The sequence below is a fragment of the Candidatus Neomarinimicrobiota bacterium genome, assembly GCA_022560655.1.
Classification (GTDB): Bacteria; Fidelibacterota; Marinisomatia; order SCGC-AAA003-L08; family TS1B11; genus JADFSS01.
On record JADFSS010000009.1, the window covers coordinates 1 to 23,676 of the forward strand.

17 protein-coding genes and 1 pseudogene are annotated in these 23,676 nt (G+C 59.8%); 9 read left to right on the forward strand and 9 right to left on the reverse strand.

Annotated elements, in window-relative coordinates; all coding sequences use genetic code 11:
* The 5 genes from IH971_02680 to carB all read left to right on the forward strand — a co-directional run.
* On the forward strand, window positions 1-638 hold a 638-nt coding region (locus IH971_02680; protein MCH7496740.1), incomplete at its 5' end, for a glycosyltransferase family 2 protein.
* A gap of 90 nt (window positions 639-728) precedes the next feature.
* Window positions 729-1,292, forward strand: a complete 564-nt coding sequence (gene rfbC / locus IH971_02685) for a dTDP-4-dehydrorhamnose 3,5-epimerase (GenBank protein MCH7496741.1) — start codon at window positions 729-731, stop codon at window positions 1,290-1,292.
* Between the two features lie 195 nt (window positions 1,293-1,487).
* On the forward strand, window positions 1,488-2,738 hold the full coding sequence (locus IH971_02690; protein ID MCH7496742.1) for a Glu/Leu/Phe/Val dehydrogenase: 1,251 nt from the start codon (window positions 1,488-1,490) through the stop codon (window positions 2,736-2,738).
* 126 nt (window positions 2,739-2,864) lie between these two features.
* On the forward strand, window positions 2,865-5,186 hold the full coding sequence (locus IH971_02695; GenBank protein MCH7496743.1) for a hypothetical protein: 2,322 nt from the start codon (window positions 2,865-2,867) through the stop codon (window positions 5,184-5,186).
* Between the two features lie 77 nt (window positions 5,187-5,263).
* Window positions 5,264-8,557 carry a carbamoyl-phosphate synthase large subunit gene (gene carB / locus IH971_02700; GenBank protein MCH7496744.1) on the forward strand — a complete coding sequence of 1,098 codons (3,294 nt, stop codon included), beginning with the start codon at window positions 5,264-5,266 and terminating at the stop codon, window positions 8,555-8,557.
* Window positions 8,558-8,596: 39 nt separating this feature from the next.
* On the opposite strand, the gene IH971_02705 is transcribed toward carB, so the two are convergent.
* Entirely contained in the window at window positions 8,597-9,682 is a 1,086-nt protein-coding gene (locus IH971_02705; protein ID MCH7496745.1) for a mechanosensitive ion channel family protein, read from the reverse strand.
* A 184-nt stretch (window positions 9,683-9,866) separates the two neighbouring features.
* On the opposite strand from IH971_02705, the gene IH971_02710 reads away from it, so the two are divergent.
* From IH971_02710 to IH971_02720, 3 genes are read left to right on the forward strand one after another with little or no spacing between them, the layout of a single operon-like run.
* Window positions 9,867-10,514 (forward strand): TetR/AcrR family transcriptional regulator, encoded by a 648-nt coding sequence (locus IH971_02710; GenBank protein ID MCH7496746.1) that lies wholly within the window; start codon window positions 9,867-9,869, stop codon window positions 10,512-10,514.
* Window positions 10,515-10,544: 30 nt separating this feature from the next.
* Window positions 10,545-10,718 (forward strand): hypothetical protein, encoded by a 174-nt coding sequence (locus IH971_02715; GenBank protein MCH7496747.1) that lies wholly within the window; start codon window positions 10,545-10,547, stop codon window positions 10,716-10,718.
* 37 nt (window positions 10,719-10,755) lie between these two features.
* Complete coding sequence (locus IH971_02720; GenBank protein ID MCH7496748.1) at window positions 10,756-11,601, forward strand: MMPL family transporter; 846 nt, start codon at window positions 10,756-10,758, stop codon at window positions 11,599-11,601.
* A gap of 177 nt (window positions 11,602-11,778) precedes the next feature.
* Here IH971_02720 and IH971_02725 read toward each other — a convergent pair whose 3' ends face one another.
* The 8 genes and pseudogenes from IH971_02725 to IH971_02760 form a co-directional block, all read right to left on the reverse strand.
* The gene (locus IH971_02725) at window positions 11,779-12,450 is read right to left on the reverse strand and encodes a helix-turn-helix transcriptional regulator (protein ID MCH7496749.1); all 672 of its coding nucleotides are present in this window, start codon (window positions 12,448-12,450) and stop codon (window positions 11,779-11,781) included.
* 78 nt (window positions 12,451-12,528) lie between these two features.
* Window positions 12,529-15,201: a valine--tRNA ligase gene (locus tag IH971_02730; protein MCH7496750.1), complete on the reverse strand. Its 2,673-nt coding sequence runs from the start codon at window positions 15,199-15,201 to the stop codon at window positions 12,529-12,531.
* A 230-nt stretch (window positions 15,202-15,431) separates the two neighbouring features.
* Window positions 15,432-16,202, reverse strand: coding sequence for an ABC transporter permease (locus IH971_02735; GenBank protein ID MCH7496751.1), 771 nt, complete (start codon window positions 16,200-16,202; stop codon window positions 15,432-15,434).
* Between the two features lie 328 nt (window positions 16,203-16,530).
* A pseudogene (locus tag IH971_02740) lies at window positions 16,531-17,112 on the reverse strand (ABC transporter ATP-binding protein).
* A gap of 3 nt (window positions 17,113-17,115) precedes the next feature.
* Window positions 17,116-18,567: a 23S rRNA (uracil(1939)-C(5))-methyltransferase RlmD gene (gene rlmD / locus IH971_02745; GenBank protein MCH7496752.1), complete on the reverse strand. Its 1,452-nt coding sequence runs from the start codon at window positions 18,565-18,567 to the stop codon at window positions 17,116-17,118.
* A 77-nt stretch (window positions 18,568-18,644) separates the two neighbouring features.
* Window positions 18,645-20,711 (reverse strand): NAD-dependent DNA ligase LigA, encoded by a 2,067-nt coding sequence (gene ligA / locus IH971_02750; GenBank protein MCH7496753.1) that lies wholly within the window; start codon window positions 20,709-20,711, stop codon window positions 18,645-18,647.
* A complete protein-coding gene (locus IH971_02755; protein MCH7496754.1) occupies window positions 20,704-21,072 on the reverse strand; it encodes a hypothetical protein in 369 nt (122 codons plus the stop codon). The genes ligA and IH971_02755 overlap by 8 nt, the downstream gene beginning before the upstream one ends.
* Before the next feature lie 166 nt (window positions 21,073-21,238).
* Complete coding sequence (locus IH971_02760) at window positions 21,239-22,777, reverse strand: aminotransferase class V-fold PLP-dependent enzyme (protein MCH7496755.1); 1,539 nt, start codon at window positions 22,775-22,777, stop codon at window positions 21,239-21,241.
* A 124-nt stretch (window positions 22,778-22,901) separates the two neighbouring features.
* On the opposite strand from IH971_02760, the gene IH971_02765 reads away from it, so the two are divergent.
* Window positions 22,902-23,651: a c-type cytochrome gene (locus IH971_02765; GenBank protein ID MCH7496756.1), complete on the forward strand. Its 750-nt coding sequence runs from the start codon at window positions 22,902-22,904 to the stop codon at window positions 23,649-23,651.
* Window positions 23,652-23,676: the final 25 nt, after the last annotated feature.

The window sequence follows — 23,676 nt, forward strand, 5'->3', positions numbered from 1 at the left end:
GCTTCATGGATCAACTGGGCTATCCGTACCTCCGGGGCAGGGTCTTTGATACGATTGAAGAGGACCGGGGTCAATATCAGGAAGCGGTGGACCTGTTCTGGGCTTCAGGCGCGGCCTTTGCCATTCGCAAGGATGTGCTGGCCGAGACCGGTCTGCTGGACGAGGACTTTCGCTTGCACATGGAGGAAATCGACCTGTGCTGGCGCCTGCACTTGAGGGGCTATCGGGTGCGGGCCTGTCCAGAGGCCGTCATTTACCACTATGGTGGCGGCACCCTGGGCCGCGGACAGTCTCGAAAACACTACTACAACCACCGTAATGGAGTGTTCATGCTCCTGAAAAACTACTCCGCTTTACGGTTGCTCTGGGTCGCGCCGGCCAGGGCGCTACTGGACCTGGTCCTGGTGGTCAAATCGCTGCTCACCCTGGACTTTGCGCGTGCAGCGGCGGTTGTGGCGGCCTACGCCTGGCTGCTACGCCATCCGCTGCTGATCTGGCGCAAGCGCCAACAGGTGCAGCGCCTTCGGCAGCTATCCGACCGGGCACTAGCCCCGCTCCTTCAGCCGGTGAGCATTGTGTGGGCCTACTACCTGCGGGGCAAGAAGACGTATGCAGCTATCTCGGGCAAGGGAGGTTAACTTGCCGCACAGCGCTCCACGATTTCGTCATGGGAAACTACCATCGGTCAGCTCCAAGCCTGACGGTCGCCCTGGCCGGGGGGTACGGGATTGAAGGCTGAGACGACTCACTTGGGAGGAGTCTACGTTCTTACCCCCGACGTACATCGGGACGGGCGCGGATTTTTCATGGAGTCATTCCGGCAGGACGTATTTGCCCGTGAAGTCGGCCTGAAACTGAATTTCATGCAGGACAATCATTCCAGGTCGGCGAAAGGGGTCCTGCGTGGCCTGCACTTCCAGTGGGAGCCGCCCATGGGGAAGTTGATGCGGGTAACCGTGGGCCGGGCTTTTGTCGTTGCCGTGGACATTCGCAAGGGTTCAGCCACCCTGGGTCACTGGTTCGGCCTGGAAATCGATGCCGAGACTCACATTCAGATATGGGCACCCGCCGGATTTGCCCGGGGGTTTTGCGCGCTAACCGATGTGGCCGAAGTGCAGTACAAGTGCACGGGCATTTACAATCCAGCTGCCGAATCAGGCATCAGGTGGGACGACCCCGACGTGGCCATTGACTGGCCTATCAGCCATCCTATCCTGTCCGACAAAGACCGCAATGCGCAGACGCTGGCAGACTGGCTAACTCGGCCAGAGGCGGAAAACTTCACGATCTAGCTCCACGGGTGAATCAGGCAGCAGCACAAACGAACTGCCCTCGGGACCCATTGGGTACTTGACACGTGGTGCCTAGTGGGTAACTTCAGGCGCTGAATATTGCATGTATTTGAGCCGCTGTAGCTCGCCACCGAACACCCTTTCGAACCCACACAGCGCTAACCCTTTTACCCTTTCACTGCCGGGAATCCAATTATGAACCAGACCAATCCGTTCGCCATCGCTCAACAGCAGTTTGATGAAGCCGCCGAACTGCTGGGACTAAGCGCCCCCATGCGGGAGTTTCTGCGCTGGCCGCAAAGAGAGTTCAAGGTCACCCTGCCGGTCAAGATGGATGACGGCACCGTGCGTATATTTCACGGCTACCGGGTGCAATACAACTCCGCCCTGGGCCCCACCAAGGGGGGCCTGCGTTGGCATCCCGACGAGACGATCGACACCGTGCGGGCCCTCGCAGCCTGGATGACCTGGAAGACGGCTGTGGTTAGGATACCTCTCGGCGGCGCCAAGGGTGGCGTCACCTGCAATCCCAAGGAATTATCAGACCGGGAAAAAGAGAACCTGGCACGGGCGTACATGGGTGCCGTGGCCCATATTTTGGGTGTTACCAAAGATGTGCCTGCCCCAGATGTCTACACGACTCCCCAGATCATGGGCTGGATGATGGACGAGTACGAGAAGATTGTGCGGGAGAGCCACCCCGGCGTGATTACTGGCAAACCCATTCCTCTGGGGGGATCACAGGGCCGCCGCGATGCCACCGCCAGAGGCGGCATCTACACCGTGAGGGAGGCTGCTCAGCTGCTGGACATCAACCTCACAGGCGGCACCATGGCCATCAACGGCTTTGGCAACGCCGGCCAGTATGCGGCCCTGCTGGGCGAGGAACTTCTGGGGCTGACCCTGGTGGCGGCCAGCGATTCGCGCGGCGGCATCTACAACAAGAATGGTCTAGCTGCCGGCGATGTGGTTAACTACAAGCAGGAACATGGATCGCTGGAGGGGTATCCCGAGGCGCAACCTATGAGCAATGATGATCTGCTGGAGCAGGATGTGACCGTGCTGTTTCCCAGTGCGCTGGAGGGGATCATCACTGCTGAGAATGCCAGCCACATCAAGGCCAGAATCGTCTGCGAACTGGCCAACGGGCCCACCACCCCGGAGGCAGATTTAATTCTGCAGCAGAACAACGTGTTTGTCATTCCTGACTTTCTGGCCAATGCCGGCGGCGTCACTGTTTCTTACTTCGAGCAGGTTCAGAACAGCTACAATTTCTATTGGGAGCTGGCTGATGTGCACCAGCGCCTGGACGCGAGGATGACCCGCGCCTTTCACGAGGTCTACAGCCAGTATACTTCCCGAAAAGACATCCACATGCGCCAGGCGGCCTACATGATTGCCATCGCCCGGGTTGCAGAGGCCTGCCACCTCCGGGGCTGGGTTTAGATCGTCCGGGTTGCTGCAACCTGCCAGCTGCTGGTAAAAGAATCGACGCCGCTAGTGCGGACTGTTATTTAGGCCATAGCCGACCTTAACTTCTCGGGCGATACGCCTCCTGGTGAGGTTAAATCGGTGACCAAGGCCAAGACAGCAGCACCCCGCAAACCCCGACCCTCCTACCGTAAGATGCAGGATAAGATTCGCGCATATCCTCATTTGGAGGAGCGGATCTACCTGCAGCTGCTCGTGAGTCTTCACGAGAGACAGTACGTTTCCATCGACAACATTTACGAACAGGCCCGCAAGGAGGCCAAGACCTTCACTTACGACCAGGAGACGGGTAATCCCAACGTCGGTCCCGAGCATTGGTCATCCAACGAGCGACGGCTGATCCGGCGACTCACGCTGCAGGCCGCCACCGAGCACCTTTCCGGGCGCGAGATTGACGAATTGATATTTTCGGTGGTCAAGCGGGATTACATCTATGCCCTGGAGAACATCGCCAACCTGTCGGATGTCTCCTTTGGCGTCCTGGCAGACAAGGTCCGTGAATTTTGCGCCATACCGCTCATGAATCCTCTGCCCAAGGAAGAGGTGATCGGCCTGCGGGTGTCTCTGCTGCGCAATTTTATCAGCAACCATCTGGATTACATCCGGATCGCCAAACACTACCTCACCATTCGCGACATGGAGCCGCTGGTTGATCATACCCTGGGATCGACGGCAGGGCGTGGGCTTATTGGCGGCAAGGCGGCAGGGATGCTCCTGGGGCACAAGGTGATCCAGGCCCGGCTCGGCTCAAAATATGGGGATATGATTCGAATTCCGGAGTCGTACTTCCTGCGTACAGATGCGTTCGAGGACTTTCTCACGCTCAATGGCTTGACCAAATATCAACACCAGAAATACAAGACGACCGAGGAGATCAGAAACGAATTCCCCGTTGTGCAAGAGGTCTTCCGCAATGGCCAGTTCCCAGCTTACGTCGTTACGCAGTGCCGCGCCCTGCTGAAGCGCGTGGGCAAGCACCCCCTCATTGTGCGCTCCAGCAGTCTCTTGGAAGACAACTTCAAGGCGGCCTTCTCCGGCAAGTACCAGAGCATTTTTCTCGGCAACCAAGGTACTCTCGATCAGCGCCTTTCTTCCCTGCTGGCCGCCATCGGCGAGGTCTATGCCAGTGGGCTGGCACCAGACCCTATCACCTACCGGCAGGAGCGCGACCTGCTGGATTACGATGAGAAAATCGGGCTTCTGATCCAAAAAGTGGTGGGCTTCAAATATGGACACTTCTTCCTGCCGGCATACTCCGGAGTGGCCCTATCGCGCAATGACTATACGTGGAATCCGAAAATCCGTGAAAAAGCTGGTTTGCTCCGCCTGGTCGTCGGGCTCGGCACCCGAGCCGTCGACAGGGTAGGCGATGACTACCCTCGGCTGATCGCACTCTCTGCGCCGACTTTGCGACCAGAGTCAACCCTTGCGGAGCAAAAGAAATATTCGCAGACCCTGGTGGACGTCATTAACCTCGCTACCAATAGCTACGAAATCATCACGCTGAAAAAACTCTGGCAATCAGACCAACGGCTAAGGCAGTATGAAAACATGTTTTCTTTGGAGGAGGACGATTACCTCCAAGCCCCAATCACCGAAGTATCACCGAGGCACTATCCAAGAGGGGTCGTCACTTTCGAAAATCTGGTGAAAAACTCCCCCGTGCCGCGAATGTTTAGCGAAATACTGCGAGTGCTGGAAGAGGCTTATGAATCCCCCATGGACATTGAATTCTCCCATGATGGCGATTACCTCTATCTCTTGCAGGCGCGTCCCCTGGTCCGGCGGACGGAGGAGAGGGCGGTGGCCATTCCAAAAAACATTCCCTCCCAGGACCGTCTCTTCAGTACGCGGCGGCATGTGCGTAATGGGCGTGTCGACCGGCTCGACTACATCATCTATTGCGATCCCCGGGCATACTACCAACTGACGGACAATCATACCCGTCGCAGACTTGCGCGCCTGGTAGGCAAAATCAACCAAAAGCTGGCCGATTCTCGGTTTATCCTGATGGGACCCGGTCGCTGGGGCAGTAACAACATCAGTCTGGGCATCCCCGTGCAGTATAGCGAAATCAACAACACCAAGGCGCTCATCGAGATTGCCTATCGCGATGGTGACTATACGCCGGAAGTCTCCTTCGGAACCCACTTCTTCCTTGATCTGGTCGAGAAGGGTATCCACTATCTGCCCCTTTACCCGGATGATGACGACAACACCTTTCAGGACAAGTTTTTCAGTGAGAGCCCCAATTCCCTGGGCTCGCTATTCCCCGACGCAACTGAACTGGCGCCCTATATCAAAGTGATTGACGCCGCGCTGGTCGGGGGTGGGCGCGAACTACGCCTGAGAATGAACAAACGCAAAAAAATTGCGTTGGCCTACTTTGACGGCGACGCCTAGCACTGCCTGGCCACCGGCTCCATCCGTTCCCGCCATAACTGTTTCCTTTTTTCCCCAAAGCCGGGGGCGTTGCCGCTGTGCCACGCGATAAAGACCTGCAATGCATCCTCATATTGGGTGCCGGCCCGATTGTCATTGGTCAGGCTTCTGAATTTGACTATTCCGGAACTCAGGCCTGCCGGGCCCTAAAGGACGAGGGCTATCGGGTAGTCCTAGTAAATTCCAATCCAGCTACGATCATGACCGATCCCCAGCTGGCTGATGCAACCTACATTGAACCTGTTGTTCCCGATACCGTCGCCCAGATTATCGCCCAAGAGTCACCCCAGGCACTCTTAGCCACCGTAGGTGGCCAAACAGCGCTGAATTGCGCAGTAACCCTGGCTGAGGAGGGTGTTTTGGAGCGGCACGGCGTCCGGCTGTTGGGTGCCAATGTGGAGGTGATCCGCCGGGCCGAGGATCGCGAGCAGTTTAAGGAAGTCATGGCCTCCGTCGGCATTCCCACGGCCCAGGGCGGTCGGGTGACCTCCCTCGAAGCTGCTGAGGAATTGGCTGCGCAGCTCCCGTTGCCGGTCATTATCCGCCCTTCATTTACGCTCGGTGGCAGCGGCGGCAGTATGGCCTACAATCAGGAGGAGTATGCCCGGCAGGTGGCCACCGCTCTGGCAGCGAGTCCGATGGGAGAATGCCGTGTCGAGGAGGATTTGACTGGCTGGAAGGAATTCGAGCTGGAGGTCATGCGGGACAGCGCCGACAATGCTCTTGTGGTCTGCTCCATCGAAAATATCGACCCCATGGGGGTGCATACCGGCGACTCCATCACGGTGGCTCCCGCACAGACCCTCACTGACAAGGAATACCAGCAGATGCGGGACTGGGCCTTGGCCTGCATCCGGGCCGTCGGCGTGGAGACGGGCGGGTCGAACGTACAGTTCGCGGTTCATCCACGCGATGGCCGCATGCTGATCATAGAGATGAATCCCAGGGTCAGCCGTAGCTCGGCGCTGGCGTCCAAGGCCACCGGCTTCCCCATCGCCAAGGTGGCGGCTCGCCTGGCCGTGGGCTATCGGCTTGATGAGATCCGGAATGAAATTACCGGCCAGACTTTGGCCGCCTACGAACCCGCACTCGACTACGTTGTGACCAAGGTGCCGCGCTTCGACTTCGAGAAGTTCCCCCGGGCCAGCGGTGTTCTGGGCATTCAGATGCAGGCAGTGGGCGAGGTGATGGCCATCGGGCGCACCTTTCCCGAGAGCCTGCAGAAGGCGTTCCGTTCTCTGGAAGTGGGGTTGGATGGTCTGGAACCTCGACCTGCACAGGCTGGACCCCCTCTTGACCTGGAGAAAATGCGTTTCCCGACCGCCTTTCGGTTGCTAAAAGTGAGGGAGGCGCTCCAGCAGGGTAGATCCGTGGAAGTCCTGCACGACGTCACCGGGATCGACCCCTGGTTCCTCCAGCAAATTGCCGATATGCTGCGTGCTGGGGTGGAGCTGGCCGCTGCTGTTTCGCTGGAGGGGAAAAACGACCCGGCCCGGCGTAAAACCTTGGTGCCCGCGCTAATAGGGCTCAAATCGCGCGGCTATTCAGACCGGCAGATTGCAAGAATGGTCCCTTCTGCTGTTGCGGGCATTCCCGTTACGGAAGACACAATCCGCGACCTGCGGAAGTCCCTGGGGGTCGTCCCAACTTACAAGGCGGTGGATACGTGCGCCGGAGAATTCGCCTCCCAGACGCCATACAGCTACGCCACCTACGAGACCGAGCAGGAGCTGGAACCCCTCAGCGGCCGTAAAGTGCTCATCTTGGGCAGCGGGCCCAACCGTATTGGCCAGGGTATCGAGTTCGATTACTGCTGCGTCCAGGCAGTCTTTGCCGCACAGGACCTGGGGGTGAAAGCGATCATGCAAAACTGCAACCCCGAGACTGTCTCGACCGATTTCGACGTAGCCGATCGACTCTACTTTGAGCCGCTGACCTTTGAGGACGTCATGAACGTGATTGAATTGGAGCAACCCGACGGTGTGCTGATCCAATTTGGCGGCCAGACGCCCCTGAATATTGCCAACCGACTGGCGGCAGCGGGGGTACCAATCCTGGGCACTTCGCCTCAGGCCATCGATCTGGCAGAGGACCGTGAAAAGTTCGGTGCCCTGCTCGACCGCCTGGATATCCCGCGACCCGATTACGGCATCGCCCGCACAGTGGATGAACCGGCCCAGGTTGCTGAAGAGGTGGGCTACCCAGTACTCGTGCGGCCCTCCTACGTCCTGGGCGGCAGGGCCATGGAAATTGTCTATGATCGCCAGGGCCTGGAGTCCTACGTCCAACGCACCACAGACGTATCATGGGAACATCCCATATTGATTGATGCCTTCCTGGAGGACGCCTACGAATTTGACGTGGATGCCCTTTGCGACGGGGACGATGTTCTCATCGCCGGGATCATGCAGCACATTGAAGAGGCGGGTATCCACAGTGGAGATTCCGCCTGCGTGTTGCCGCCCTACGCCATGCCGCCCGAGGCACTGGAAAAGATTCGCCGCTATACCAGGCTCCTGTCACTGGAGCTGAAGGTCAAGGGCTTGGTCAATATTCAATTTGCGCTACAGGGCAATGCCCTCTACGTTTTGGAGGTTAATCCCCGCGCCAGCCGCACCGTGCCATTTGTAAGCAAAGCCCGCAATATCCCCCTGGCTAAGTGGGCTGCGCAAATCGCCCTGGGTAAACGTCTCCAGGACCTGACTCAAGGCGCCAACCTGGACGCCCTCGCTGACGGCCGTGTGCCCGCCGTGGTTGCGGTGAAAAAGCCGGTATTTCCTTTCGATAAGTTTCCGGCTGACGGAGTTTACCTGTCACCCGAGATGAAATCTACCGGTGAGGTCATGGGTCTGGATACGGGTCTGGGGGCCGCCTTTGCCAAAGCGGAGATGGGAGCAGGCTCAAAACTTCCCGTGGAAGGCGCCGTCTTTATCTCAGTGAACGACACTGACAAAGCCCAGGTAGCTACAATTGCCAGGGATTACACCGAACTAGGCTTCCACATCATTGCCACCGAGGGTACGTGCCAATTCTTGCGCCAGAACGGCATCTCCGCCGAGCACATATATAAGGTAGGGGAGGGGCGCCCCAATGTGGCCGACGCTATCAGAAACAGCGCGGTTCAACTGGTGATCAACACGCCCTTGGGGGCGCGCGCCCGCGAGGATGAGTACGCCATCGGCCAGAGCGCGATTCACCACGGTATTCCGGTGATTACAACCCTTAGCGGCGCCCGCGCGATGGTGCGTGCCATCCGTCGAGTGCAGTCGGGCGGCTTTAAGGTGCGATCGCTACAGGCACTTTTTAGTAATGCCCGGGTAGGCCAGGACTAGTCGCCAGTTTGGGGCCGGTGCGCCGTTCTTCGAGTAAGATCAGGATGAGGCTGAGATATTGGGGGGTGATTCCCCGAAATAGACCGTGGTGCTGGGGAAGGCAAATGCCAGTCCGAGGGAATCTACCAGGGCCATGATCTGTAGGTTGAGCGCTTCCCGAACCTTCAAATGTTCCTGATAATCGGTGGTCTTGGTAAAGTAGTTCACCAGGATGTCCAGCGATGAGGGGCCAAAATTAATGAAGTGCGCATACTGCCCTTCCGACTCTATCTGGCCATTGCCCCCCAGAAGCGACCGTATTCCTACCAACAGCTCTCGAATCTTGTCAGGCGGGCTGTCGTATTGCACACCCACCGTCATGCGTACGCGCCGCCCAGGCTGAGCAGACCAGTTTTCGATGGTCTCCGAAGCCAGCAGCTTGTTCGGAATGGCCACCAGGCTCTTATCGAAGGTCCGGATGCGGGTAGACCGGAACCCGATCGCCTCCACCGTACCCGCAACAGTTCCGATCTGAACACGGTCGCCCACCACCATGGGACGGTCGGTGAGAACGACCAGCGAACCGAACAGGTTGGCTAGGGTATCCTGACCCGCCAAAGCAATAGCCAGACCGCCAATCCCCAGCCCGGCCACCAGGCTGGAGACGGAAAAGCCCAGGTTCTGGATGATAATCAGTCCGCCCAGCAGCACGATGCTCACCCTTAAGGCCTTTCGAATAAGGGGAGCAAACTGGGTTGCCAAAGTCTCATCCCGGCGTGCCAGTGCCGTCCGCGCCCACTGGGTGGACAGATCCGATACGCGATAGAGCCCCCAGACTGCGATCAATGCCGTAGCTCCCTTGAAGATCGGCAGCAGCGCGCCGCCTGCATCGGCAGAAAGGATGAATGTGCTGAGCGCAAAATAGACCCCCCAAACCAGCAGGAAAGCCGCCAGCGGACGCCGAATAGCGTCAAGGAACAGCTCGTCATACTGGGTGCTGGTGCGGCTGGCCAATCCGTGAAGCACCCGAAAAAGATAGCGATCAACAAACACCCGCACGACCAGGGTAGCCAAAATGACCAGGAAGGCCAGCAGGTAACGCATCAGCGGGATGCCGAGGATATCTTGTTGCAGAGTGTCAATCAAGGGCATGCGTGCACCAAATGTAAGCAGGCTTGCAGTCCCTTGGCGAAGGTATTGCAAAAGACGGTCAGGGCGATAGGCGCCCATAGAGCGGTTGGGGGTGGGCGACTGCTGCAAAGGGATATTGCTTTATTGACCGTACGTACAGTATATTTACACCTAGTCATCCACAATCCCGCTCGCTCCCATGACAGTCATCCCCGACAACGCTCAGCGCCCCGCAACCCAGGAGACCCGCAACCGCATCTTCGCCGCCGCTGAAAATGAATTCGCCGCCCACGGTTTCAGCGGCGCTACCATGCGGCAAATCGCCGCCGCCGCCAACGTCAACAAGTTCATGCTCTACTACCATTTCACGAGCAAGGAGGCCTTGTACCTCAGGGTGCTGGAAAGTACTTTTCAGCCCATATTCCGCCAGCTGGCAAAAATTGTCTTCCGCAGAGATGCTTTGGACAAGACCATTGGCGACATATTCGACATGTTTGCGACTCTGTTCGCCATCAGTGACGGGCACTTGCGGCCGTTCCTGGCGCAAGAGATTGCCATCGGTGCTCCATATCTGGGGCCGATGTTCGCAGCAATTGTCCCCGACATGCGGACTCAATGGCGTCTGAAAATTCAATCCTATATGGGCACAGGCCGCCTTTCTGAACGCCGGCTGGAGCAGTTCGTTTACAGCATCTTGACGTCTCTCATCGCCCCCTTCCTTATGCAGCCCGTCCTGGATTCGGTCATAGCCAATGGTGGTCAAGGTCCTGTCAGTCGGGAGCACAGGGAGCACGCCGTCGACTATATTTTGGGCGGACTGCGCCTTAATGTCCTAGCTGGTGACTAGCCGGGAGCACGGCCAGTACATGGGAGCACGATGAAACACCTGCTGATCCAATGGACAAGTAACCGTCCCTGGCAGGCCGTCGCGTTGGCTCTGGTCCTCAGCCTCGTCATGGCTTCAGGCGTGCGGTACATCCACATCGAAGACGACATCATGAGAATGCTCCCGTCCGATTTGCCCTCGCGGGTGATCTGGGACGAAATTTAGGCCTCATTCGGATCCACCGAACCCCTGCTGGTGACCCTTGGGCAGGAGAGCACATCCATTTATAATTAAGGAATCTCTGGCGGCGGTCTGGGACCTCACCAGGGCCCTGGAGCAGTTGGAAATTGTCGATGAAGTCCAAAGCCTGGCCACCATGAAAAGGCTCGAAAGCGTGGACGGGTTCCTGGAGGTGGCCAATCTTATGCCGGCACGGGAGCTGACTCCCGAAGAACTCGCCGGCGTCAAGCGATATGTCGAGGAGAACCCTAATATCAGCGGCATGTTGGTCTCCCCGTCCGGGGATTTTACGATGCTGGCGGTTGTTCCCACCACGAGCACAACGGATGCCGAGCTGGCGCAGCGCGTCCTGGAGACAAATGCCGCTCTGGAATACGGAATCGGCAGCTACGTCAGCGGCATGCCCTACATACGGGGCGTTCTCGCGGAAGTCGTGCGAAGCGATGTCCTCAGCCTCATGCGCATCGGCCTGCTGGTTCTCGTCCTGATACTCCTGATCAACCTGCGTAGCCCGGCGGCGCTGCTCATGGTGCTCGCGGTCATCGTGCTATCCACACTGGCCATGATGGGCTTCTTTGGCTGGCTTTTTAACCTCACCGGTAACGAGTGGTTCAACTTCACCATGCTCAACACCACCATGCCGGTGATTCTGCTCACCATCGCGACCGCCGACGGCGTGCATATCATGACGCGCTTCTTCAGAGAGGTGCGCGTGCGACAGGACGCAAAATCTGCCGTTAGGGTGGGCCACCATGGATGTGCTCAGGCTGCCGGTATTCCTTACCTCCATCACGACGATGGCCGGCTTTATGGCGCTGGAAGCTGCGGTGGACTTGGAGCTGGGGGTTACCTATCTGGGTGGCGGTGAAGAGAGCCGCCTAAGCGCCATCGGCGACGCGTTCAGCCACGTCCATCTTGGGCTGAAGTACAGCTTCTAGCTCCCGGTCACCCCTGCGTCGAGCTATTTGCGCCCGGCCGCAAATGTCGGCTGGGATCAGGGGCTACCGATGTGCGGTCGTGGTAGGCCGGACCCGGGGTGGGTCCGTTACAACCTGCCCATACGGATGTAGATCACCGGATGAAGGTGCAGCACCTGATTGCGGGGCAGGCGCCGGTCAGTGTAGGCGGGATTGGTGGAACGCAGCAGCAGCTCCTCGCCCTTGTAATACACCAGCTTGATCATGGCTTCGCCGTCCTGGGTGACCACCACCGCCAGGTCTCCATTCTGGCTGCTGGCTTCCAACGACACAATGACAATGGATCCTGGCTTGACGATGGGCAGCATGGAGTCGCCATAAACCCGCACCCCGTAGGCCGCCTCGTCCTTCAGATCATCGGGGCGATCCAGGTACTCGTCGGCGGCGATAGCGGTGCCGTCCAGATTGGGAAACAGCCCCTTCCCGGCGGCGGCCAGACCGATGAGGGGAATGGGAGCCAGTTTGCGGCGGCTCTCGTAAGGGAACGCATCCTCGGGCAATCCGGGATGCTGGGTGCGGAATTTTGCCTCAGCCAAATCGGGATAGGATGCATTGAGTATTTCGCACATCTGAATGAGCCGACCTTTGCGGGGAAAGGTGAGGTTACGCTCGTAAGAACTGACCTGCTGATACTGTATGCCCAGGCGGTCGGCCAGCTCCTTTTGCGTCAGGTCGGCCTGTTCCCGATGAAAGGCCAGCAGATCGCCAAAGGTCATGCTTTGCATGGTAGAGCGTTCCATACCTCGTGCTCAAATTAATGAGATAACATGAGTGCTACAATATAAATTAGTGAATACACACGGTTTCTGTGTTGAGTGTTAAGCCAGGGCGCGGTAGTTTTTCCGAAGCTTTGCCAAGTTCTCGTCATAGGCGGCCTGCTTTTCGCGCTCCCGGGCCACCACATCGGCAGGTGCCCGCTCGAGAAAGTCCTTGTTATCGAGCTTACGCTGAGCGTTTGCCAGGCGTCCCTCCATTTCTGTGATACGCTTCTCCAGCCGTGTACGCTCGACTGCCATATCGATGAGGCCTTCCAAGGGGACAAATAGCTCCAGCGCAGCCACCACCGCGGTGGCGGCGTGGTCGGGTTTGGCGATGTCCTGGCCGACGGTGAGACCAGATACCTTGGCCAGCCGCTGCAGGTAGGCCGACTCACGCTCAACGATTACCGTTAGCTCCGCCGGTCCACGGACGATAAGGCCCGCCTCTTGCCCCGGATGGATGCCCATGTCGGCCCGGATGCTGCGCACGGCGGTGATCACGTCGCGAACCAGCTGGATGCTCATTTCATCTTCCTGGCTGACCCATTGATCGTCTCCGGTCAGGGCGGGCGCGACCATCAAGTCGGGCTCCCCAGCGCGCCTTACCTGCTGCCACAGTTCCTCGCTCATGAATGGAGCCAGCGGGTGAATCATCAGCAGGGTGCTCCGCAAAATGTGCACCGCCACCGTCAGCGCTGCCTCCTGGTCAGCCTGATTGTCCCCGTGCAGCCGCGTTTTGATGAACTCCAGATACCAATCGCAATAGTCGGACCAGACAAATTCGTAGATAGCCTTCGCCACGTCGTTGATGCGATAACGAAGGTAGGCCTCCTCGATTCGTTTACAGGTGCCTTGCAGGCGCGACAGAATCCAGCCGTCGGCGACCTGAAGGCGCTCACGATTCAGCTCCTCCAGAAGGGGCGGGAGGCGGTCATCATGCAGATTCATTAGCACGAAGCGGGCCGCGTTCCAGATCTTGTTCAGGTAGTTGCGTCCCAGAGCGATATGCTCCTCGTCGTAGAGGATATCCTGGCCTTGGGGTGCCATCAGCATCATGCCCATGCGTAGAGCGTCAGCGCCGTACTTGTCAACGAGCTCCAGGGGTTCAGGTGAATTGCCCAGGCTCTTGCTCATCTTGCGCCCCAGCTTGTCTCGCACGATGCCGGTGAAATAGACGGCACTGAAGGGGGGGCGCCCATCGAACTTGAGCCCCGACATCACCATGCGGGCCACCCAGAAAAAGATAATGTCGGGGGCCGTCACAAGGTCCTGAGTGGGGTAGAACCGTTTCAAATCGGCACTGTCGGGGTCCGGCCAGCCCAGGGTCGCCAGCGGCCACAGCCAGGAGCTGAACCAAGTATCTAGAACATCGGGATCCTGCCTGAGTGCAACCTCATGCTTACCATAGTGGGCCTGGGCCTGAATCTGGGCCTCCTCCTCGGTACGCGCCACAAATATCTGGTCATCGGGGCCGTACCATGCCGGGATGCGGTGCCCCCACCAGAGCTGCCGGGAGATGCACCAGTCGCGGATATTGCCCATCCAATGGTCGTACACCTTCGCCCAGCGCTCGGGATAGAATACGATCTTGCCGGAGGCCACCGCCTTTCGAGCCGGGCCAGCCAGCGTCTCCATTTTCAGGAACCACTGCAGGGACAGGTAGGGCTCCACCATGGCATCGGTGCGCTCCGAATAACCCACGCTGCTCACATGTTCCTCCACCTTTTCGAGCAGCCCCTGGCGTTCCAGCGCTGCCACCACCGCCTTGCGGGCCGCCATCCTGTCCAGGCCGCGAAACTCTTCCGGGACATTGTCGTTCAGCGAGGCGTCGGGATTCAGGACGTTCACCAGCTCCAGGCCGTGCCGCTCACCCATCTGGTAATCGTTGGGATCGTGGGCCGGCGTCACCTTGACCGCGCCCGTCCCAAAGTCGGGATCGACAAATTCATCGGCGATGATCGGCAACTCGCGGCCCACCAGCGGCAGAATGGCCCGCTTCCCTACCAGGCCGGCATACCTTTTATCATCAGGGTGCACCGCAATACCGGTATCACCCAGCATGGTCTCGGGGCGCGTGGTGGCTACGATGATGGCCCCATCGCTGTCCTTCAGCGGGTAGCGGAAGTGCCACAGATGGCCCTTGCTCTCCCGATGAATGACCTCCTCATCCGAGAGGGCCGTCTGCCCTTCCGGATCCCAATTGATCAGCCGTTCACCGCGGTAGAGCAACCCCTCATTGTAGAGCCGCACAAAAGCCTCAATGACGGCCTTGGAGTAGCCCTCGTCCATGGTGAAAACGGTCCGGCTCCAGTCGCACGAGCAGCCCAACCGCTTGAGCTGCTCAATGATGGTGCCGCCGTATTGGTCAGCCCAGTCCCATGCGCGGGCGAGGAATTCCTCCCGGCCAACGGTGGATTTATCGGTGCCCTCTTCACGAAGCATCCTGACGATCTTGTTTTCGGTTGCGATGCTAGCATGGTCCGTGCCCGGCAGCCATAGGGTGCTAAGTCCCTGCATGCGGGCCCTGCGCACCAGAACATCCTGCAGCGTGTTGTTCAGCACATGCCCCAGCGTGAGGCGCCCGGTAACATTGGGGGGAGGGATCACCACCGTGAAGGTCTTCGGCCCACCGCTGTGGGCAGGCCGGAAATAGCCCCGCTCTTCCCAGCGACGGTACCAGCTAGACTCCACTTCCCCGGGCTCGTAAATCTTACCCAGTCGCCGTCGCGCCATGCGCCGCTATTGCTCCCGGATGAGGCTGATAGCTGTGGTCAGCTTCAGGACATTGCTGTTGGCGGTAATGAGCCGGTCGCAGACAATGCGAGCCAGAAAATTCCCGATATTCATAAGCTCTGCTTAGCGGATCAAAAGATGGCACCTGCAATCTTGCGCTGCCGTGACGAGAAATAGTAAGGCGTCGGCGCGAGCAAGTCAACATGTTTGATACCCGCTGCACGGGCCGCCTAGTCCTTGATGCGGTAGCCCCTGGCAAACAGGCCGGCCCCAATCAGCGTAAACAGAGCAGCGGCCGATATGCTCACCAGCAGCGACCACCAGGGGGAGGTATCGGAGACCCCCAGCACGGCGTAGCGCAGGCCATTCACCATATAGTAGAGGGGGTTAAGCAATGAAATATTTCGCCATGCCGCGGGCAGCATATCAATGCTGTAGAATACACCTCCCAGGAAAACCAGCGGGGTGAGGAAAAAGTTCACCAGTAGCTGGATATGATCCCAGGTCTTGGCAAAGATACCCACCAGCAGTCCGGCGCCGCCAAAGGCCCAGCCAACCACCAGCAGAAACGCCAACGCCAGCACCGGATGTTCGATGGGCATATCAGTGAGCAACATTCCCACCAGCAGCACCAATATACCGTTGATCAGCCCCCTGGCGGCTCCACCAAGAATATAACCCAGCGAAACCTCCAAGCCGCTGAGGGGCGTAATCAGAATGTCATCCAGAAATCGCATGATTTTGGCCTGGAACAGGCTGGAGGCGCTGTTGGAGTAGGCGTTGGTAATAACATTCATCATAGCCAGACCGGGGATAATGTAGGTCATGTAGGGCACTTCCTTGATGTCGCCGATGCGGCTACCAAGGGACTTGCCGAAGACCACAATGTAGAGCACGGTGGTGAGCAAGCCGGGCAGGATAGTCTGATTATACAGCGACAGAAACCGCCGCAGTTCGCGGGCGACAAAGGTAAGAAAGCCGACCCTATTGCTCGAGGCCATGCCCGGTAAGCTTGATAAACACGTCCTCCAGCGTGCTGTGAAAGATGGTGGCGTCCTGGACCACGGCACCTGCTGAAGTGACGCGGCCAATAATGTCTGACAAGCGCAGCTCCGGCCGGGGGGTGAACACCCGCAACTGGCCGTTCTGGTAGTTGTAAGTGTAGCCATCCAGAGCCTGCTCGACCACCTCGCTGAGCCCTTCCACAGCCAGCGTTAGCCCGTCATTGTTCATCCCCGCCACCAGCTCCGCCGGTGTCCCAATCTTGACGATAAGCCCCTCATCGATGATGGCTACACGTTGGCAGAGCTTCTCCGCCTCCTCAATGTAATGGGTCGTGAGAATGATGGTAATCCCCTCCTCATTGAGCCGCGTCAGGTAGTCCCACAGCATATGCCGGAGGCTCACGTCCACGCCGGCTGTGGGCTCGTCCAATATGAGAATTTGCGGGTCGTGTACCATCGAGCGGGCGATTTGGAAGCGCCGCTTCATGCCGCCGCTGAGCTCCCGAGGCTTGACCCGACGCTTGGCGGTAAGCCCGAATAAATCCAGCAGGCGATCCGAGTTCTGCTTGGCGGTTTCCTTGCTCACACCGTAGTAGCCGGCCTGCAGCAGCATCAAATCCTCGATGGCGAAGAACCAGTCGAAGTTGAGCTCCTGAGCGGCCAGGCCAATGAGCCGCCGGGCCTGCCTGAACTCCCGCACCACGTCGTGGCCCATCACGCTAACCGAGCCGGCCGACGGCCGCACCAGGCCGGTGGTAATCCCGATGGCGGTGGTCTTGCCGGCGCCGTTGGGGCCCAGCAGGCCGAAAAACTCGCCCTGCGGAACGGTGAGGTCGATCCCCTTGAGCGCCTCTACGCCACCCCGGTAGCGCTTGCGCAGACCCCGTATTTCCAGAGCCGGGGTCAGGACCTAGCGCTCCAGCACACAGATATTCTCTATATGGGGCGTGTGGGGGAACATATCCAGCGGCTGGATATGCGCCAGCCGGTAGCCCCCATCGCAGAGCACGCGCACATCGCGAACCTGGGTTGCCGGATTGCACGACACGTAGACCACCCTCGCCGCGTTCATGTTCAGGATTTCTGACAGCAGCTTGGGGTGCATACCGGCCCGGGGCGGGTCGGCTACGATAATGTCTGCCGGCGGCACCTGCTTGGCAAGCCGCCTGCCGTTTTCGCTAAAGTAGCGCGCCGACAGGTCGGCGTGAAAAAAGCGCGCATTGGTCACTTCGTTGAGCAGGGCATTGCGGGCGGCGTCCTCAATGGCTGCGGGTACCGACTCAAAACCGGCCACTTCGCTGGCCTCCCGGGCCAGAATAAGGGCGATGGTGCCCGTGCCACAGTAAAGGTCATACACAACCTCCTGTCCGGACAGCCCCGCCGCCTGCTCAATCTGCTGGTAGAGCACCTCGGCCTGCCGGGTGTTGGTCTGGAAAAAAGAGCTGGCGGATATATCAAAGCTGAGCCCCCGCAGGCGCTCGGTAATGGTGGGCTTGCCGTGGAGCAAAATTTCACGCTCGCCGTAGGCCACGGCAGCTTTGCGGGTATTGATGGTGTTCACGATGCTGGCTATGGGGGGAAAGGCCGTGACCAGCGCGTCCACGAGCGGCTGCAGTCGTTCCGGCTGTTGCCGGGCTGTCACCAGATTGACCATCACTTCCAGGTTACCCGAACCAGCCCCCGCCGTGCGGATCACCAAATGCCTGAGGTAGCCGGTGTGGGCCTTCACATCGTAGAATTCCAGCTTCAGCTCAAGCGACTTGGCCCGCACCAGCTGCAGAATCTCGTTGCCCACCGGCTGCTGAATCCAGCATGCGTCGATATTCAGCACCTTGTCGAAGCGTTTTGGCACATGCAGGCCCAGAGCCGGTGGGAGGGTATCGTCCCCAACGGCAGGCTGCACCAGCCAGGGGCGCGTGGAGAAAGTAAATTCCATCTTGTTGCGGTAGTGGTAGGTCTCCTCGCTGCCGATGATGGGCTGCACCTCCGCCCCACCAAAGCCGCCCAGCCGGTCAAAGAGGTCCTGCACCTGGGCCTGCTTCTGCTCCAACTGCTGTTCATACGGGTAGTTCTGGGTGGCGCAGCCACCGCAGACCCCAAAGTGGGCGCACTTGGGTTGGGCTACATGGGGGGACGGCTCCAGCAGCTCCTCCACCACCGCCTCCGCAAAACCCGAGCGCCGCTTCACGATGCGCGCCCGCACCCGCTCGCCGGGCAGCGCCCGCTTCACGAACACCACAAATCCGTCGTGCCGGGCGACGCCGCCGCCGCCGTAGGCCAAGCTGTCAATCGTGAGCTCCAGCGCCTCGCCCTTTTTGGGGGGGCTGGCAGCAGTCTTTTCGATGGTGGGGGCCGCAGTCATGGCCCCAAAGTTACGCTGGGAATGAGTCGAAATCATGTAGGGAGCTAACGCGCCAGTGTCTGTGCGCCGGCGATGGACTAGCGCTCTTTTACCAGCTCCACAAACGCCTCCTCGCTCAGCACCTCCACCCCCAGCTGTTCTGCCTTGGCCCGCTTGGAGCCGGCTCCCAGTCCCGCCACCAGGTAACGGGTCTTGTTACTCACCGACGTGGCCGCCCGGCCCCCCAGCCGTACCACCCGCTCCTCGGCTTCCTGCCGGGTGAACAGCTCCAGCGTTCCGGTGAAGACGAATGTCTGCCCCGCCAGCGGCTGGGACGCCTCCTCGGCCGGCTCAACAGCCACCGGGCGCACGCCCACCGCCAGTAATTCCCGTACGAGGGCCGCATTGGTTTCATCCTGCACAAAGCGCACAATTCCCTGCGCGACAATGGGGCCCACCTCATGGATGGCCTCCAGCTCATCGGTACTGGTATTGAGGAAACGCTCCACGTCGCCGCCCAAGGCGCGCTCCAGCACCCGGGCCACATGCTCCCCCACGTTGCGGATGCCCAGCCCGTAGACCAGCCGGGCAAAGGTCGTTTGCTTGGCCGATTCAATGGCTGCCAGCAGCTTGGCGGCCACCTTGTCGCCTAGCGCCACCTGTTTTTTGGTCGCGCCCTTGTCCTTCAGGTGAACGGTGCGCTCGATCTCCAGCGTCGCCAGATCGTCATGGGTGAGACGGAAGATGTCCACCACCGTCCGCACCCTGCCGCTGGCGATGAGGCCGGCCACCAGCTTTTCACCCAGCCCTTCGATATCCAGGGCACCCTTGGAAACAAAGTGCTGGAACCGCCCGATCACCTGCGCCGGGCAGGCCCAATTCACGCAGCGGGCCACGGCCTCGTCCGGCGGGCGGTAGATGTCGTGACCACATACCGGGCAGCGGGTGGGCAGGCGGTAGCGCTTCGCGCCCCGGCGGCGGCGCCCGGGAATGACCTGCACCACCTCGGGTATGACGTCCCCGGCCCGCTGCACCAGCACCGTATCGCCGATGCGCACGTCCTTGCGGTCCACCTCAGCCTGATTGTGGAGCGTCGCCCGGCTCACGGTCACGCCACTCAGGTTAACAGGCCGCAGCTGGGCCACGGGCGTGATGGCGCCGGTACGGCCAACGCTGGCCTGAATATCCTCCACCACGGTGGTAGCCTGCTGGGCCGCGAATTTGGCTGCAATGGCCCAGCGCGGCGAGCGGCTCCTGGCCCCCAGCGCCTGCTGGCTGGCAAAGTCATTGACCTTCACCACCATGCCGTCAATGTCATGCGGCAGGTCATCGCGCCGGCTTTCAAGCTCGGCGAAAGCGGCCAGCACCGCATCCATGCCGTGGCACAGGCGATGGTCGGGATTCACCGGCAGGCCCCACCGCGGCAAGCTCGCCAGAAACTCCAGTTGGCTGCGAAAAGCCCGCCCCTCAACCACACCGGGGCCGTAGCAGTAGAGGCGCAGGGGTCGGGCGGCGGTAATGCGGGTGTCCAGTTGGCGGAGGCTGCCGGCGGCCGAGTTCCGGGGGTTGGCGAACAGCGGCTCCCCGGCCGCGGCCCGCTTGCGGTTAAGGGCTTCGAACCCGTCCCGGTTCATGAATACTTCGCCCCGCACTTCCAGCAGGGCGGGGCGCGGGACAGTTGGGCTCAGGCTCAGGGGCACTGCCCGCAGCGCTCGCAGATTGGCGCTGACGTCCTCGCCGGTGACGCCGTTGCCGCGGGTGGATCCCTGGACAAATAATCCGTTTTCGTAGACCAGTTCCACGGCCAGCCCATCCATTTTGGGCTCCACGACGTAGTCAATATCTCCAGTGGTGTCCAGGCTGCGCTTAACCCGCTCGTCAAACGCCCGCAACTCGTCCGCACCCATGGCGTTTTCCAGGCTGAGCATGGGCAGCCGATGCTGAACCGAGGCCAGCTCCGCCTGTGGCGTGGCGCCCACCCGCTGGGTGGGTGAGTCCGCCGTGACCAACTCCGGATGCTCAGCCTCCAGGTCCCCCAGTTCCCGCATCAGGGCATCGTAATCTCCATCTGAGATTACCGGGCTGTCATACACATAGTAGGCCACGTTGTGCTCGTCAATGGCACTGCGCAGCTTGGCGATGCGGCTGCGAACCGGCTTAATCATAGTAGCGTTTCTGGAAGAATTCCAGGGTGGGGGGCACCAGGTCGATGACGAAGGGCTGGATAGACCCATCCGGGCCGGTAGGATAGGCCCATACACCGTAGTCCTTGCGGTCCACCAGGAAGTAGTAGTTTAGAACACTGCCGGTGAGTTCGTCTGCCGGCAGCACGTGCTGGTACCGGTTGTACTCTCCCTCGAGGGGGATTTCCCGGTAGGTCAGGGAAGCTTCTTTCCTGAGCAGCAGGCTCACACGCTCCAGCGCGGTGTCGTCGAAGGCTACAAAAAAGTCGACCCGGAACGGCCGGTCATTGAGGATCGCCACCGGAGGATTGTGAAACAGCGGCCCCACCAGTGATGAGTCCATCCGGCTGGCGGTTACACTGTCTGCTTGTAAAGGTGCTGGAAGAGGGTCGGCCGTTTGTCCCGCCACGATGAGGGGCAGTAAACATAGCAGGACGGGATATCTCGGAACCGTCAGCTTGGCCATGATGCTCCCCGGCCCTCAGGGCAGAAATGCGCTGTAGAATGTCTCAGCCCGACTCGCTACCGGAATCACCACCGGTAGCCGGCCGCTGCAGAGCCTCATCCAAAAGCTGGCGGATAGAGAACTGCCCCTCCTGGTCCAGGGAAAAGGTATCGTGATGGTACTCGTGGTCGGAGTCCCCGATGCGGTAGTGGGGACGGTACTGGTTCATGTTCTTGACAATATCCGCCAGCGCCGTCACCAGGGCGTCCACATCCTCGGTAGTGCTATACAAACCGAAACTGGCTCGCACCATGCCCGGTTTGGGCGTTTTGGACGCGGCGTACTCCTCATCACTCATGGCCACATATTCGGCGGCCCGCTCGGACATCATCTCGATGACGTAGGGGTGCGCGCAGAAACATTCATTGCGCACAGCAATATTGTGGTAGTCATTCAGGATCGCCGCCACCAGTGAGTGGTGCAGGTTCTCCACGTTGAACGAGATGGAAGCGGCTCTGGGACAGGTGACCGTGTCGGTGGAACCGTAGATTTCCACGCCGGGCACACTTTCGAGCTGCTTGATGGCATAGTCAATGAGTCGTTTCTCCTCCTCCGCCAGGAACTCCATGCCGATTCGGTCTAGCACTTCAATGGCCAGCCCCAGAGCCACCCCACCGGGGATGTTGGGCGTGCCGGCCTCCTCACGGTCCGGGAAAACGGACGTCGTGGTGTAGCGCTCGGCGAATACCCGCTCCACCATACCCCCACCCACTTCCTCCGGCTCCAGTTTCGCCAGGTGATCCTTGCGGGCAATCACCACGCCGGGCGAACCGGGCGCATAGGTCTTGTGCCCTGAAAAAACCAGCGCGTCAATATCCTGGAGGGGATCGTCATGCCCCGAAACCTGTACCGGCAGGTGTGCCACCAGTTGGGCGCCGTCCACCAGCACTAACGCGTCATACCTGTGTGCCAACCGGGCGATTTCATCCACGGGGTTAATGATGCCCGTGACATTGCTGACCCCCGTAACAGAGACATAGTTCACCCGCCCCCGTTCGGCCTCCAAAATGCGTTCCAGCGCCTCCGTATCGACGCAGCCCATGCCGTCAGCTTCCATCTGAACGGGAATATGGATCACCCGGCCCAGGTGCTTGCGGTGGGGCAGGTCGTTGGAGTGATGCTCCATGATGGAGACCACCGCCGTATCACGCTCCGGCCGCAGCTGCCGGTAAATCCGCGCCAGCCGGTTAATCCCTGCCGTGGTTCCGCTGCCCGTAAAAAAACAGGTGTACTTCTGCGGATCGGCCTGCACAAAGCGGAGAATGCGGGTATGGGCCCAGGCGTACGTGCTGGTCGCGAGCTTGGCACTATTGTGCAACAGGCTGTGAGTGTTGGCGTAGTGCTGCATAAAAGTGGACAGCCCCCGATAGGCCGTCCCCATCATGAGGGTGGAGGCTGTGGAGTCCAGATAGACCCGCCTGGTCGACCCGCCGCCGGCGAGGGGGTAGTGGGTCTCCAGCCCAAGGAAATCGGTGGCGATATGGCGCAGGAGCTCAGCGCCCTGCAGCTGGCCCGGGGACCTGTCAGTGAGTGCGGTTGCCATAGCTGGAAGATACACATATTCGCCTATTCAGGGGAAGGGAGAGTTGACCCGTACCGCTCCGGTACCGGGAACCCTCCCCCGGCCCCAACCGTTAGACCCCTATCTAATCCAAAGGAGTCGTACCATGGCTTTATTAGTTCGCCGGCTGCCCCTGCTGCCGGTCCTCGTGCTGGCGCTGGCGGCCGCCGTTCAGGCACAGATTCCAAGCACCTTCACCAATCTGCAGGTCCTGCCTCAAGACATCAACCGGGGGGAGCTCATCGGGGTCATGCGGAACTTCGCCGGCTCACTGGGGGTGCGCTGTTTGCACTGCCACGTGGGCACTGACGGTGACCGTTTCTCCGATGTGGATTTTGCCGCCGATGATCACGAAACCAAACGCGTGGCCCGTGTCATGTTGGGGATGGTTGCCCAAATCAATGAGACGCTCACCAGCAAGACCGGCCGTGCCCTGGCGGATCTGACCGAGGTTACCTGCTTAACCTGTCACCACGGGAACAGCGTGCCCGTGACCCTGCGAGCCGCGCTGGGTGATGCCTACAGTGTAGGTGGTGCGCAAGAATTGCTGCGGCGCTATGGCGAGTTGCGTGAGGAGTACTATGGCCGCGCCGTTTACGATTTCGCCCCCCATGCACTGGTGAGCCAAGCCGAGGGGCTCGTGGAACAGCATGAGGACCCCGACGGCGCCGTGGCCGTGCTAAAGGAAAACCTCAAGCACTATCCCGACTCGCACTATACTTTCTACGTTTTGGGCCAGGTCTATATTGAATCCGGAGAAAAGAAACGGGGGGTTCGCGCCCTGCGCAAAGCCGTCAAGATGGATCCTGACAATAGCTGGTATCGCACGGCCTTGGCGGAGGCACAAAAAGACTAGCGGAAAGCCGCCTGCTTAGCGGCCG